The 14,357-nt window shown below is 69.4% G+C and carries 9 protein-coding genes; 5 read left to right on the top strand and 4 right to left on the bottom strand.

Annotated elements, in window-relative coordinates:
* Window positions 1–149: 149 nt before the first annotated feature.
* Both lptG and lptF read right to left on the bottom strand, forming a co-directional pair.
* Entirely contained in the window at window positions 150–1,268 is a 1,119-nt protein-coding gene (gene lptG / locus ACF3M1_RS02960; protein WP_394003791.1) for an LPS export ABC transporter permease LptG, read from the bottom strand.
* Complete coding sequence (gene lptF, locus ACF3M1_RS02955; RefSeq protein WP_394003789.1) at window positions 1,265–2,350, bottom strand: LPS export ABC transporter permease LptF; 1,086 nt, start codon at window positions 2,348–2,350, stop codon at window positions 1,265–1,267. Before lptF ends, lptG begins: the two co-directional genes overlap by 4 nt.
* Window positions 2,351–2,485: 135 nt before the next feature.
* Between lptF and ACF3M1_RS02950 the strand changes: the two genes are divergently transcribed.
* The 5 genes from ACF3M1_RS02950 (at window position 2,486) to zupT (ending at window position 10,162) form a co-directional block, all read left to right on the top strand.
* Window positions 2,486–3,964, top strand: coding sequence for a leucyl aminopeptidase (locus ACF3M1_RS02950; RefSeq protein ID WP_394003787.1), 1,479 nt, complete (start codon window positions 2,486–2,488; stop codon window positions 3,962–3,964).
* A gap of 67 nt (window positions 3,965–4,031) precedes the next feature.
* A complete protein-coding gene (locus ACF3M1_RS02945) occupies window positions 4,032–4,457 on the top strand; it encodes a DNA polymerase III subunit chi (protein ID WP_394003785.1) in 426 nt (141 codons plus the stop codon).
* Between the two features lie 111 nt (window positions 4,458–4,568).
* A complete protein-coding gene (locus tag ACF3M1_RS02940) occupies window positions 4,569–7,505 on the top strand; it encodes a valine--tRNA ligase (protein ID WP_394003783.1) in 2,937 nt (978 codons plus the stop codon).
* A 460-nt stretch (window positions 7,506–7,965) separates the two neighbouring features.
* Window positions 7,966–9,315 (top strand): NAD(P)/FAD-dependent oxidoreductase, encoded by a 1,350-nt coding sequence (locus ACF3M1_RS02935; protein WP_394003781.1) that lies wholly within the window; start codon window positions 7,966–7,968, stop codon window positions 9,313–9,315.
* 37 nt (window positions 9,316–9,352) lie between these two features.
* Complete coding sequence (gene zupT, locus ACF3M1_RS02930) at window positions 9,353–10,162, top strand: zinc transporter ZupT (protein ID WP_394003779.1); 810 nt, start codon at window positions 9,353–9,355, stop codon at window positions 10,160–10,162.
* 95 nt (window positions 10,163–10,257) lie between these two features.
* On the opposite strand, the gene rpoH is transcribed toward zupT, so the two are convergent.
* On the bottom strand, window positions 10,258–11,136 hold the full coding sequence (rpoH, locus tag ACF3M1_RS02925) for an RNA polymerase sigma factor RpoH (RefSeq protein WP_394003777.1): 879 nt from the start codon (window positions 11,134–11,136) through the stop codon (window positions 10,258–10,260).
* 226 nt (window positions 11,137–11,362) lie between these two features.
* Window positions 11,363–14,137, bottom strand: a complete 2,775-nt coding sequence (glnE, locus tag ACF3M1_RS02920; RefSeq protein WP_394003775.1) for a bifunctional [glutamate--ammonia ligase]-adenylyl-L-tyrosine phosphorylase/[glutamate--ammonia-ligase] adenylyltransferase — start codon at window positions 14,135–14,137, stop codon at window positions 11,363–11,365.
* Between the last annotated feature and the right edge of the window lie 220 nt (window positions 14,138–14,357).

Here is a 14,357-nt window from a genome sequence, read left to right as displayed (position 1 = left end):
GGCCCGGCGAAGCACGCCGGGCGTTCGGCGCACCCGCGCGGTGGCGGTCGAAGTGCTATCGGCTCGTCATTTCGGCGCGCGTCCGGCCCGGCGAAGCACGCCGGGCGTTCGGCGCACCCGCGCGGCAGTGCCGCGCAAACGGGTGCGCCTCACCCACTCCGCCTGCGGAAGAGGCTCCAGGAGACGATCAGCATGACCATCGGGGGAATCAGATAGGCGAGCCGGTAATCGAGGCGATACACCGCCGCCAGTTTCACCACCTGGTTCTGCGCGAGCCAGAAGCCCAGCGCGAAGACGACGCCGATGAACAGCCGTTTGCCGGCATTGCCGCTGCGCAGCGAACCGAAGGCGAACGGGATCGCGGCCAGGCACAGCGCCAGCACGTTGAGCGGGTAGAACCAGCGGCCCCAGTAGTGCTCCTCGAACTCGCTGGCGTCGAGCTGGTTGCGCTTGCGGTATTCGATGCCCGCGCGCAGTTCGCTCGACGGCATGTAGCGCGGGCGCCAGATGTTGCTGGCGCTGGCGGCGAGCGTGGACGCATCGAGCTGAGAGGCCCATTGCTCCTCCAGCGCCTCGGTGCGGGTGACCGCGCGCGGCTCGAACCAGGTGCGCTGCACCTCGAGCAGGCGCCAGCCGTCGGCGCCGTGTTCGGCGGTCTTGGCATGTGCGACGGATTCGAGCCGGCCGTCGGCGGCGAACTCGAACAGGCGCACGTCCTGCAGCTGGATCCGGCTGCTGCTGCCCTCGCGGATCTCGGTGCCGTTCTGCGCGTTGAGGAAGGTGTCGCCCTCGCGTGCCCACAGCCCCGAATAACGCCCGAGGATCATGTTGTTCGACAGCGCCGCACCGCGCATCGAATCGCCGGCGCGCTGCGACGCCGGGCCGACCCATTCGCCGTTGACGACCATCAGCGCGGTCAACGCCAGCAGCGGCAGCGCGACCGAGACGCTGATCCGGGTGCGCGACAGGCCCACGGCGCGCATCGCGATGAGTTCGGACGTCGCCGCGAGCTGGCCCAGCCCCATCAGCGAGCCGATCACCGCGGCGGTCGGGAACATCGTGTAGGCCCGGCGCGGAATCGTGTACAGCACGTAGGTCAGCGCCTGCATGAAGCCGTACTGGCCCTGGCCGATGTCGTCCATCTCCGGCAGCAGGCCGCTCATGACGGTGTCGAGCCCGGTCAGCACGACCCACGTGGCCAGCACCATGACCGTGATCACGCGGGCGACGTAGAGATCGTGGGTGCGCAGCAGCGGCCGGATCTTCATGGCAGGCGCTTCCAGACCGGGGCCTTGAGCCGTCCGTCGGTGACGTACATCCAGATGCAGAACGCCAGCAGCGGCAGCACCAGCCACCACAGGCCCAGCGCCGCCGGCACCTTGCCGTCCTCCACCCAGTCGGTGCCCATGATCATCAGGTTCATGCCGAGCACGTAGGCCAGAAAGCCCATCATCATCCGGCCGTAGCGGGCCTGCCGCGGCGGGCTGCGCGCCAGGCGCACCGCGAGCAGCGCGAAGGCCAGCGCCAGCAACGGCGGCGCCATGCGGAAATGCAGCTGTGCCTGCGCCGCCGGGCGGTCATCGCCGAACAGCGTCCAGGTCGGCGCCAGTTCCGGCTCGTCCGAGCGCGATCTGGCCTCGGTACTCGGCAGGCGCAGTTCGTTGCTGGCGTAGCGCATCAGCCGGAAGTCCAGGCCGGCATCCAGCGGGCCCTCGACGCGGAAGCCCTCGTCCAGGCGCAGGAAGCGGCCGTCGCCGTCGACCGTCAGTTCGCCGGTCATCGCCGTGGTCACGTCCATGCGCCCGTCGTCCTGGCGGTAGACGAACACGCGGCCGAGCTGGCTGCCGTCGTCGGACATCGCATTGACGTAGATCACGCCACCGCCGCCGGGAAATTCGACGAAACGTCCGGCCTCGAGGCCGGACACCAGCAGGCTGCGCTGGCCGGCCTCGATCATCCGCTGCGAGTAGTCACGTGCCCACGGCCCCAGCCACAGCGAACAGGCGCCGATGAACAGCACCATCGGCCCGACCACCAGCATCAGCGGCCGCAGCAGGCGCCCGGGGCCGACGCCGACCGAGGTCAGCACCGGCATTTCGGTATCGCGGTACAGGCGGCCGACGGCCAGCATCAGGCCCAGCATCAGGCCCAGCGGCAGGATCAGCGGCAGGTAGTTGAGAACCTGCAGGCCCAGCTGGGCCAGCATCAGGCCGGCCGGCACGCGGCCGCGGGCGATGTCGCCGAGCACATCCGCGAACACCCCGCCGAGGCTGACGATCAGCAGCACCACGAGGGCGGCGAACGTCGACTGGGCGAACTCGCGGAACAGGTAACTGTCGAGCTTCGGCATCGGGTACAGGGGCTTTGCTTTAGACTTGGGGGTTCGTCCAGCCGCGCCCAGATGGCGCATCCGACCCGGCACGCCTGTCACTGGCGCCGCGCACTGGACCGTGAAGTGTACCGATCACTCTATGGAATCTGGTTGATGACCCTCGAATTCTCCCTGAACCACGCCGCGCCCGCCGAACTCACCACCGATTGCCTGGTGGTCGGCGTCTTCGCCGACGGCCCACTCGCAGGTGCAGCCGAGGCGGTCGACACCGCCAGCGGTGGCCGCCTGGCCGCCCTCGCCCAGCGCGGCGACGTCTCCGGCAAGGCCGGCCGCACCAGCCTGTTGCACGACCTGCCCGGCCTCGCCGCGACGCGCGTGCTGACCGTCGGTCTCGGCGACCGCGCCAAGTTCGGCGCTTCGCAGTACATCAAGGCGGTCGGCGACGCGGTCCGCGCGCTCAAGGACGGCACCTGCAAGAACGCGACGCTGGCGCTGGCCGACCTCGATGTCGCCGGCCGCGACGCCGCATGGAAGATCCGCCAGGCGGTGATCGCCGCCGACCACGCGGCCTACCGCTACGTCGCCACGCTGGGCCCGAACAACAAGAAGCGCGAGCCCTCGGCGCTGACCGCGATCGCAGTGCACGGCGACGATGCCGATGCCGTGGCCCAGGGCGCGGCGATCGCTGCCGGCGTGAAGTTCGCCCGCGAACTCGGCAACCTGCCGCCGAACATCTGCAACCCGGCCTACCTCGGCGAGCAGGCGCAGGCCTTCGCCGCGCGCTTCGACAAGGCCAGCTGCGAGGTGCTCGACGAGCACCAGATGGAAGCGCTGGGCATGGGCTCGCTGCTCGCCGTGGCCCGCGGCTCGGCCAACCGGCCGCGTCTCGTCGTGCTGAGCTGGAAGAACGGCGGCGACGCCAAGCCCTATGTTCTCGTCGGCAAGGGCATCACCTTCGACACCGGCGGCGTCAACCTCAAGACGCAGGGCGGCATCGAGGAAATGAAGTTCGACATGTGCGGCGCGGCGACGGTCATGGGCACCTTCGTGTCCGCGGTCGGCCTCGACCTGCCGATCAACCTGCACGTCGTGGTGCCGGCGGTCGAGAACGGCATCGATGGCGATGCCTATCGCCCGTCGGACGTCATCACCAGCATGTCGGGCAAGACCATCGAAGTCGGCAACACCGACGCCGAGGGCCGCCTGATCCTGTGCGATGCGCTGACCTATTCCGAGCGCTTCGAGCCGGTGGCCCTGGTCGACGTGGCCACGCTGACCGGCGCCTGCATGGTCGCACTCGGCTCGCACGCCACCGGCCTGATGAGCAAGCACGACGACCTGGCCGACGAACTGCTGGCCGCCGGCGAGCACGTGTTCGACCGCGCCTGGCGCCTGCCGCTGTGGGACGAATACCAGTCGATGCTCGATTCCAACTTCGCCGACGTCTACAACATCGGCGGCCGCTGGGGCGGTGCGATTACCGCCGGCTGCTTCCTGTCGCGCTTCACCGAGAAGCAGCGCTGGGCGCATCTCGACATCGCGGGCAGCGGCAGCGGCAGCGGCAAAATGGCCTACGCCACCGGCCGCCCGGTCGGCCTGCTGAGCCAGTGGCTCATGGACCAGGTCGCCTGACCGGTCCGGGCCTCACGGGGAGGCGGCATCGCGCCGCGCCCCCGGTTCCGGCCCGACCGCCACTGCCATGGCCCGCGCCGACTTCTATCTGATCGCCAAGCCGCGCTTCCGCGAGGAACCGCTGCGCCTGGTGTGCGAACTCGTCCGCAAGTCCTACGCGGCCGAACTGTGGACGCTGATCCTCGCCCGCGACGCCGAGCAGGCCGAAGCGCTCGACGACCTGCTGTGGGACATGGGCGAGGACGCCTACATCCCCCACCAGATCGCCGGCATGGACGAAGAGGACGACGAGACGCCCGTCCTCATCGCCACGCCCGAGTTCGACGCGCCGATGCGTGCGCTGGTCATCAACCTGCGCGACGACGTGGCGCCGCCGGGCTTCGAGCGCGTGCTCGAAGTGGTGCCGGCCGACGACTCGGCCCGCGAACCGCTGCGCGAGCGCTGGAAGCAGTACAAGGCCGCCGGCCTCGATCTCGCCAAGCACGATATGTGAGTGAGAAGCGGGGATTCGGGATTGGGGATTGGGGATTCGAACAGCGAATTCCGCCCAGCCGGACTCCCCGCTCTTCCCATCCCCAATCCCCAATTCCAAATCCCGGCCCCTATGCCCCTCGCCCAAAGCTACGACCCCGGCACCTTCGAAGCCCGCCTGTACGCGGAATGGGAGAAGACCGGCGTCTTCCAGCCGCAGGGCGACGGCCCGGCCTACACGATCCTGCTGCCGCCGCCGAACGTCACCGGCACGCTGCACATGGGCCACGCCTTCCAGCACACGCTGCAGGACGCGCTGATCCGCTACCACCGCATGCTCGGGCACCGCACGCTGTGGCAGATGGGCACCGACCATGCCGGTATCGCGACCGAGATGGTCGTCTCGCGCAACCTCGCGCTCGAAGGCAAAGGAGAGACCCGCGACTCGCTGGGCCGCGAGGGCTTCATCGAGAAGGTGTGGGAGTGGAAGGGCCAGTCCGGCGACACGATCGAGCGCCAGATGCGCCGCCTCGGTGCGTCGGGCGACTGGTCGCGCAAGACCTTCACGATGGATCCGCTGCCCTCGCAGGCGGTAGTCGAGGCCTTCGTGCGTCTGCACGAGGAGGGCCTGATCTATCGCGGCCAGCGTCTGGTCAATTGGGATCCGGTGCTCAAGACGGCGATCTCCGATCTCGAGGTCGTCAGCGAGGAAGAAGACGGCTCGCTGTGGTCGATCCGCTACCCGCTGGCTGATGGCGAGAGCTACGAGCACGTCGAAGTCGATGCCGATGGCAACGAGACGCTGCGCGAGACGCGTGACTATCTCGTCGTGGCGACGACACGTCCGGAAACCATGCTCGGCGACACCGCGGCGATGGTGCATCCGGATGACGCGCGCTACGCGCATCTGATCGGCAAGTCCGTCGTGCTGCCGCTGACCGGCCGACGGGTTCCGGTGATCGGCGACGGCTACGTCGACCGCGCGTTCGGAACCGGCGTAGTCAAGGTCACGCCCGCGCACGATTTCAACGATTACGCGGTGTGGCAACGGCACGTGGACACGGGCGTCTTCGACCAGCTTCCGAACCGGGGGCTCATCAACATCCTGACTCCAGAAGCGAAGATCGTAGGCGCAGAGGAAGGCGCCAACTATGGGTCTATAGCGCAAACGCCGATGGATGCTCTGGAAGGAGCACTCCGGGACGATGCCAGTCTCGTAGACATCTCTTCGAGGTACCGCGGCCTCGATCGCTTCGACGCGCGCAAGGCCGTGCTCGCCGATCTCGAAGCCGGCGGTTTCCTTGTGGAAACCAAGCCGCACAAGCTGCAGGTCCCCCGCGGCGACCGCACCGGTCAGGTCATCGAGCCGTATCTGACCGACCAGTGGTTCGTCGCGATGGACGGCTTCGCCAAGCGCGGCATGGATCTCGTCGAGAGCGGCGAAGTGAAGTTCGTGCCGCCGAACTGGACCAGCACCTATCGCCACTGGATGGAGAACATCCAGGACTGGTGCATCAGCCGCCAGCTGTGGTGGGGCCATCGCATTCCGGCGTGGTACGACGCCGACGGCACGCCCTACGTCGGCCGCGACGAGGCCGAAGCGCGTGCGCGCAACGGACTCGGCGCCGATGTCGTGCTGACCCAGGACACCGACGTGCTCGAGACCTGGTTCTCGTCGGGCCTGTGGCCGATCAACACGATGGGCTGGCCGGACGAGACCGCGATGGCCGAGCGCGGCTTCGAGCACTTCGTGCCGTCGAGCGTGCTCGTCACCGGGTTCGACATCATCTTCTTCTGGGTCGCCCGGATGATCATGCTGACCGATCACCTGACCGGCCAGGTGCCGTTCCGCGACGTCTACATGACCGGCCTGGTGCGCGACCGCGACGGCCAGAAGATGTCGAAGTCGAAGGGCAACGTGCTCGATCCGCTCGACATCATCGACGGCATCAGCATCGAAGACCTCGTCGCCAAGCGCACCACCGGGCTGATGAAGCCCAAGGACGCGCCGAAGATCGAGAAAGCGACGCGCAAGGAATTCCCGGACGGGATCATCGCCCACGGCGCCGACCCGCTGCGCTTCACGATGGCCGCGCTGGCCGGCCCAGGCCGCGACATCAAGTTCGATCTCGGCCGCGCCGAGGGCTACAAGAATTTCTGCAACAAGCTGTGGAACGCGACGCGCTTCGTGCTGATGAACACCGAAGGCTTCAGCGCCGAGGGTGCGCCCGAGCCGACGACCGACGCGGAGAAGTGGATCCTGGCGCGACTGGCGACGACCGCCGACGAGGCACGCGCGCATTTCACCAGCTACCGCTTCGACCTGCTCGCACAGACGCTGTACGAATTCGCGTGGAACGATTTCTGCGACTGGTTCGTCGAGCTCGCCAAGCCCGCACTGCTCGGCGAAGACGCCGCAGCCGCGAACAGCACCCGCCACACGCTGCTGCACGTGCTCGAATCGCTGCTGCGCCTGCTGCATCCGCTGATCCCGTTCGTCACCGAGGAACTGTGGCGCGAGGTCGCGCCGCGGATCGGCATCGAGGCCGCGACGATTTCGCTGCGGCCGTACCCCGCGGCCGATGCCGCGCTGATGGCCTCGTATGCGCAGGCCTCCACCGATGTCGAATGGCTCAAGCAGATGGTCGGCGCACTGCGTCGCATCCGCAGCGAGCTGGGCGTGTCGCCGTCGAAGCAGGTGCCGCTGCTGGTGCGCGCCGGGAACGCCAACGATGACGCGCGCGTGCAGCGCTTCGCCTCGCAGTTGCGCTTCCTGACGCGCCTGTCCGCGATCGAGACGCTCGACGGCGACCCGCCACCGGCCGCCTCGGCCCTGGTCGGCGAGCTGGCGCTGTTCGTGCCGCTCGAAGGCCTGGTCGATCTGGATGCCGAACGCGCGCGTCTCGACAAGGAGATCGCCCGGATCGGCGCGGAGAAGGACAAGAGTGCCGCCAAGCTGGAGAAGTTCAGCGACAAGGTGCCGGCGGCGGTCGTCGACCAGGAGCGCCAGCGCCTCGCCGACTGGACCGCGCAACACGACGCCCTCGCCGCGCAGCGCGCACGGCTTTGAGGCAACGCGCCGGCCTGCGCGCCGGCGCGCCCTGCCGCCACCGCGGGGTCGAATACGCGCGGGATGGGGTGTCCATCGAATGCCCCATCGCGCGCGAGCGCGCTCCTACGGATGCGGCGCTCCCGACGCCTTCGACGAAGGCGGACGGCGCATCGACGCTTCGCTATCTCCACGCATCGTCCGGATGCCGTCGACGTGCAGCACGCGGGTCTTCGAACACCACACTGCATCTGCACAGCCCCTGCCGCCCGTGTAGGAGCGCGCTTGCGCGCGAAGGGATGTTGCGGAAAACATCGCGCGCAAGCGCACTCCTACACGCGTGGTTCTCGAACGCGATGCACGATCGCCATCGCGCGACGGCTATCCACAGCGTGCTCCATCGCGCGCGCACCACGCGTCCTGACAGGACATTGCGGCCGCCCACCTACAATCAGCCGGTCCATCATACGCACGTCGGCCCATGTCGAATTCCGATCGTTCCCCCCACGTGGTCATCGTCGGCGGCGGCTTCGCCGGCCTCTGGGCCGCGCGCGCGCTGGCGCGTGATCCGGTGCGGATCACGCTGATCGACCGCGGCAACCATCACCTGTTCCAGCCGCTGCTCTACCAGGTGGCGACGGCGGGGCTCTCGGCGCCCGACATCGCCGCGCCGCTGCGCCACATCCTGCGCGGCCAGGACAACGTCGAAGTGCGCCTGGCCGAGGTCGAAGGCATCGATGCGGACGCGCGCACGTTGCGCCTCGACGGCGGCCAGACCCTCGGCTTCGACCAGCTGCTGCTCGCCAGCGGCGCCACCCACGCCTATTTCGGCAACGACCACTGGGCCGCGCATGCGCCGGGCCTGAAGACGCTCGACGACGCGCTGCTGCTGCGCCGTCGACTGCTGCTCGCATTCGAGCGCGCCGAAGCAGAGACCGATCCGGAGCAGCGCGCGGCCTGGCTCAGCTTCGCCGTCGTCGGCGGCGGACCGACCGGCGTCGAACTCGCCGGCACGCTGGCCGAGATCGCCCGGCACACGCTGCGCAGCGAGTTCCGCAACATCGACCCCGCGGCCGCGAAGGTGCGGCTGGTCGAGGCCGGGCCGCGCGTACTGGCCTCGTTCCCCGAGGACCTGTCGCAGCGCGCGCAGCGCCAGCTCGAGAAGCTCGGCGTCGAGGTGCTGACCGGCACGCCGGTCGAAGATATCGACGCCGAGGGCTTCTGCCTCGGCGACACGCGCATCGCCGCACGCACGGTGATCTGGGCGGCCGGTGTCGCCGCCTCGCCGTTGGGCGCACTGCTCGATGCACCGCGCGACCGTGCCGGCCGCGTGTGCGTGGCGCAGGACCTGTCGGTGCCCGGGCACCCGGACATCTTCGTCGCCGGCGATCTCGCCGCCGTCGAGAGCAACGGCCGCCCGGTCCCGGGCGTGGCGCCGGCGGCCAAGCAGATGGGCCGGCATGTCGCGGCGAACATCCGCGCCGGCTTGCGCGGCCGGCCCCGCGCGCCGTTCGTCTATCGCGACTTCGGCAATCTCGCGACCATCGGCCGCATGGCCGCCGTGGTCCACGTCGGCAAGCTGAAGCTGTCCGGAGCCATCGCCTGGTGGTTCTGGCTGATCGCCCACGTGTTCTTCCTGATCGGCTTCCGCAATCGGGTGGTCGTGCTGCTGAACTGGACGATGGCGTACTGGACCTACCAGCGCGCGGCGCGGATCATCTTCGGGCCCGCGCCCGAGGTCGGGCCCGACGCCGATGTCGAGGACACCACGCTCGACGCTTCGGCTAGCATGGCGCCGCGCCCGTCGCACCCGGATCCGTCGTCGGACTGAGCCGCGCGCCCTTCCCCCGCTCCGGCCCGTCCGCGCCATGATCGACATCTCGTCCCACAACTTCTGGATCGCGCTCGCGGTGACCACCGCGGCTGGCCTGGCGACCGGACTCGGCAGCCTGCTGGTGCTCTTCGCCAAGCAGCCCAACGCGCGCCTGCTGGCCTTCGGCCTCGCATTCGCCGCTGGCGCGATGGTCTACGTGTCGCTGACCGAGATCCTCGACAAATCGGTGCAGGCCTTCACCAACGCCTACGGCCAGCAGCTCGGTTTCACCTGGGGCACGCTGTCGTTCCTCGGCGGCGTGCTGTTCATCGTCACCATCGACCGGCTGGTGCCGAACCCGCACGAACGGCTGGAAGTCGACGACCCCTACTTTCGCGAGCACAACACCAGCTACGTCAAGCGCGTCGGCCTGCTGACGGCGGTCGCGATCACCGCGCACAACTTCCCAGAAGGCCTGGCGACCTTCTTCGCCACGCTGGAGAACCCCGGCGTCGGCATGCCGCTGGCGTTCGCGATCGCGATCCACAACATTCCCGAAGGCATCGCGATCGCGGTGCCGGTCTACTTCGCCACCAACAACAAGCTCTACGCGTTCCTCGCGTGCCTGCTGTCGGGCCTGGCCGAACCGGTCGGCGCATTGATCGGCTACGCGGTGCTGCGCCCGTTCCTGTCCGAGCCGGTCTTCGGCGTCGTCTTCGGCCTGATCGCGGGCGTCATGGTCTTCCTCGCCCTCGACGAACTGCTGCCCGCCGCCAAGCGCTACGCCAAGGGCCACGAGACGGTCTACGGCCTGGTCGCCGGCATGGCGGCGCTGGCGATCAGTCTGGTGCTGTTCAAGTGGTGAGAGCGGTCGCCCGCTGGCGTTGCTGACACGCTGCCGCCGAAACCGATACGGCCCGCTTGCGCGGGCCGTATCGTGTGTCGCAACTGGAAAAAGGATCAGGCCGCGAACAGCGCCTTCATCTTCTTCAGCGCGTTGGCTTCCACCTGACGGATACGCTCGGCGGACACGCCGTACTCGTCGGCGAGTTCCTGCAGCGTCACCTTGTTTTCATCGTCCAGCCAGCGGCGGCGGATGATGTCGCGCGAGCGCGCGTCGAGCTTGGACAGGCCTTCGCGCAGGAGGTCGAGCTTGCTGCCCTCGCTGTCGTTGCGCTCGTAGGCCTGCGCCGGATCCTCGTCCTGAGCGACGAGATAGGCGACCGGCGCCGGCGGCGCGTTGTCGTCGTCCTCGCCCGCAGGCGCGTCGAAGCCGATGTCGCGGCCCGACAGGCGCGACTCCATCTCCAGCACCTCGCGCTCGGACACGTTGAGATCGGCGGCCACGGCGCGCACTTCGGCCGCATTGAGCCAGCCCAGACGCGTCTTGGACTTGCGCAGGTTGAAGAACAGCTTGCGCTGCGCCTTGGTCGTGGCGACCTTGACGATGCGCCAGTTCTTCAGGATGAACTCGTGCATCTCGGCACGGATCCAGTGCACGGCAAAGCTCACCAGGCGCACACCGACGTCGGGGTCGAAGCGCTTGACCGCCTTCATCAGGCCGATGTTGCCTTCCTGGATCAGGTCACCCAGCGGCAGGCCGTAGCCGTTGTAGCCGCGGGCCACGTGCACGACGAAGCGCAGGTGCGAATGCACCAGCTCGCGCGCGGCGTCGAGGTCGTCGTCGTCGCGGTAGCGCCGGGCCAGGGTCTGCTCGTCGTCGACCGTCAGCACCGGGATCTGGTGCACGGCACCGATGTAGGCGTCGAGCGAACCCAGCGGGCTGGGGATCGGCAGGCTGTTGGCAACCAGGGCGTGGGTCATCGTCTGCGTGCTCATGGGAAGGGATGTTAGCAGTCGATGGATATGACTGCTAAGGGCGCGGAAAGTTCCGTACGTTCCAAGGGTGGAACGTTCAGCTGCCCGACGCTGTGTCGACATCGGGATGGTTCACGGCGCTTGCAAGGGGCGCCCGGAGGCGACGCGATCTCATGATCGCCGTCCGCCAGCGGGACCAGGAAAGTGTGCAGGGAGCGCAGGAAACCGACGATGAAGATCACCGCATTCAGGTCCAGCCGGCAATGCGACGGATCGTTTCACGGGCGGACTGGAGCTCGTCCGAGGGCGCCGCGAGCCGGGGACGACGGTCGAGCATGCAGTCCACGCCCGCCGCGACCAGCGTGGCGTGGGCGGCCTGCAACGCATCCCGGTCCGCCGGGGCGACCAGGCCGGCCTCCACGGCCGCATCCAGCAGTGGCGGCGTCGCGCGCGGCTGCAACAGGACCGGCGCGGCATGCGCGGACTGCAACACCAGGCACTGGACCAAGAACTCCAGGTCGACCAGCCCGCCCTCGCCCTGCTTGAGGTCGAAGCGCGCCGCGGTCGAACGATCGAGCTCGGCCCGCATCCTGCGCCGCATGGCGGCCACGTCGTCACGGATGGCGGCGGCGTCCCGCGGGCGCGCCAGCGTGTCGCGACGCACCGTCTCGAATGCCGGCTCCATTGCGTCATCGCCGGCGACGAAGCGCGCGCGCACCAGTGCCTGGTGCTCCCAGGTCCACGCCCGCTCGCGCTGGTATTCCGCATAGCTGGCCAGCGACGAGACCAGCAGGCCCTTGCCGCCGTCGGGCCGCAGGCGGACATCCACGTCGTACAGGCGGCCGCCCCCGGTCACGGTTCCGAGCAGGTTGACCACCTTCTGCGCCAGGCGTGAGGCCCAGCGCTGGGCGTCGAGCGGGCGGGCGCCCGTCGACTGCGCATCGGGCGGCGCGTCGTAGAGGAAGACGAGATCGAGATCCGAGCCGAAGCCGAGTTCTTCGCCGCCCAGGCTGCCGTAGCCGATCACCGCGAAGCGGGCGTCGGGCACACGCCCGTGGGCGCGTTCGAGGTCCCGCCGCGCCAGCGTCAGCACCCCGTCCACGACCGCATCCGCGAGCCAGGCGAGCTGTCGGGTGGCGGTCTGCGCGTCGAGCCGGCGATCGAGCGTGGCCAGCGCGATGCGGAAACTCAGCTGCTGGCGCACCTCGTTGAGCATGAACAGCGCCGCTTCGAGATCGCCCTGCCGGAGCGCACGCGCGCACTGCGTGGCCAGCGCATCGCGATCGGGCAACTCGCCTTCAACGCGTGCGTCCAGCAGTTCGTCGAGCAGCAGCGGATGCGCGGCCAGCCGCTCGGCCAGGAACGCGCTGCGCGTGACCAGGCCGACCAGCCGCGCCAGCGCCGCGGGCTGCTCGTCGAGCAGCGCGAGGTAACTCGCCCGCCGCAGCAGGTTGTGCAACACCGCGAGCAGCCGGCGAACCGCCTGCAGCGGCCGGTCCGCCGGTGCGGAGGCCTGCAGCAGCACGGGCATCAGGCGGTCGAGCCGCGCGCGCGCGATGTCGGAGAGGTCGCGCACGCTGGGCGAGCGGGCGAAATCGCGCAGCGCGGCATCGACGTTGCGGGCATCGTCGAACCCGGCCGCGGCCAACGTGGACGGATCCCCGCCCTCGGGCAGCGCGCGCCACCAGGCGGCGAGGTCGCTGTCGGCCTCGGGCGCGCGTTGCTGGCTGCGCACGGCGAGCAGGGCATCGAATTCGTGCGCGATGTGGCTCCGCTGGCGCGCGAGTTCCGCGTGCAGGGCCGCCCAGTCGTCGACGCCGAGACCGGTCGCGATGCGCAGGCGGTCCAGCGGATCGGCCGGCAGCACGTGGGTCTGCGCGTCGCGCAGCATCTGCAGCCGGTTCTCCACCCGGCGCAGGCACAGGTACGCAACGCGCAGGCGCGTCAGCGCCTCGTCCGAGACCTGCCCGGCCGCATGCAGCGCCTCGAGCGCGGGCAGCAGGCGGCGCTCACGCAGTGCGGGCTCGCGGCCACCGCGGATCAGCTGCAGCGCCTGGGCCAGGAATTCGACCTCGCGGATGCCGCCGTCGCCGCGCTTGATGTCGTCCGCGAGTTCCTGGCGCGCGACCTCGGCGCTGATCATCGCCTTCATCGTGCGCAGGCCGTCGAGCGCGCCGAAATCCAGATAGCGCCGGTAGACGAACGGACGCAGTAGCGCGAGAAACCGCTCGCCGGCCTCGATGTCGCCGGCCACCGGCCGTGCCTTCTGCCAGGCGTAGCGTTCCCAGTCGCGGCCCTCGCGCTGGAAGTACTGCTCCATCGCCGCGAAGCTCAGCGCGATGCGGCCGGCGTTGCCGAACGGCCGCAGGCGCAGGTCGACCCGGTGGCAGAACCCGTCGGCCGTGGTCTCGTCGAGCAGGCGCGCCAGCTGCTGGCCGAGGCGGGTGAAATAGTCCTCGGCCGCGAGCGGGCGCGCCCCGTCACTTTCGCCGCCGGATTCGAAGCCGTAGACGAGATCGATGTCGGAACTGAAGTTCAGCTCGCCGCCGCCGAGCTTGCCCAGGCCGAACACGACTAGCCGCACCGGCCGGCCGTCGCCATCGCGCACTTCTCCATGGCGCTGTGCGAACGCGGCCTCCAGCGCATCGAGCGCGAGCGCGAGGCAGGTCTCGGCGAGCCGGGTGCTGCCGGCCAGCGTGTCCGACACGGTGTCGAGGCCGAGCACGTCGCGCCAGATCAGCCGGGTCGAGCCGGCACGCCGGTAACGCCGCAGCAGCGCCGGCCAATCGGCCTGCGCCTGCGGTTCGAGTCGCGGCGCGGGCAACGCGGCGTCCCCGTCGGTGCGCAGCAGGGTATCGAGCAGCTCGGGTTGCTGCTGCAGCACGTCGAGTGCGAAATCGCTGGCGAGCGCGACGCGGCGCAGCCGGTCGAGGGCGGCCGGGTCGTCGCGGACGGCGTCGGGCAGACGGGCCAGCTGGCGGGCGAGATGCGCGTCCAGCGCGTCGGTGGGCGATGTGCTCATGGCCCGGATGATGACATCCACGTCCCGGCGCGCATCCGCCCTGTCGGGCGTCGAGTGCGGCGGGCACCCGATCGACAGGCAAAAAAAAGCCCGCTTCCGGCGAACCGGTTACGGGCTTGCTCCCTCCCCCACGTCGGGTGCAGGGCGATAGTGGAAGAGCGCGCGACGTTGTGCACGCTGCAGTGCAAAACGATACCCGCGGGTACAAAAACGGCCGCGA

The organism is Luteimonas sp. WGS1318 (genome assembly GCF_043187535.1).
Taxonomy (GTDB): domain Bacteria; phylum Pseudomonadota; class Gammaproteobacteria; order Xanthomonadales; family Xanthomonadaceae; genus Luteimonas.
Note: the sequence above shows the minus strand (reverse complement) of the source record. Positions and strands in the feature narration are given on the sequence as shown.

Bases quoted from the DNA above. Each gene is read 5' to 3' on its own strand.
- lptG (WP_394003791.1), bottom strand. From the start codon at position 1,268: ATGAAGATCCGGCCGCTGCTGCGCACCCACGATCTCTACGTCGCCCGC.
- lptF (WP_394003789.1), bottom strand. From the start codon at position 2,350: ATGCCGAAGCTCGACAGTTACCTGTTCCGCGAGTTCGCCCAGTCGACG.
- ACF3M1_RS02950 (WP_394003787.1), top strand. From the start codon at position 2,486: ATGACCCTCGAATTCTCCCTGAACCACGCCGCGCCCGCCGAACTCACC.
- ACF3M1_RS02945 (WP_394003785.1), top strand. From the start codon at position 4,032: ATGGCCCGCGCCGACTTCTATCTGATCGCCAAGCCGCGCTTCCGCGAG.
- ACF3M1_RS02940 (WP_394003783.1), top strand. From the start codon at position 4,569: ATGCCCCTCGCCCAAAGCTACGACCCCGGCACCTTCGAAGCCCGCCTG.
- ACF3M1_RS02935 (WP_394003781.1), top strand. From the start codon at position 7,966: ATGTCGAATTCCGATCGTTCCCCCCACGTGGTCATCGTCGGCGGCGGC.
- zupT (WP_394003779.1), top strand. From the start codon at position 9,353: ATGATCGACATCTCGTCCCACAACTTCTGGATCGCGCTCGCGGTGACC.
- rpoH (WP_394003777.1), bottom strand. From the start codon at position 11,136: ATGAGCACGCAGACGATGACCCACGCCCTGGTTGCCAACAGCCTGCCG.
- glnE (WP_394003775.1), bottom strand. From the start codon at position 14,137: ATGAGCACATCGCCCACCGACGCGCTGGACGCGCATCTCGCCCGCCAG.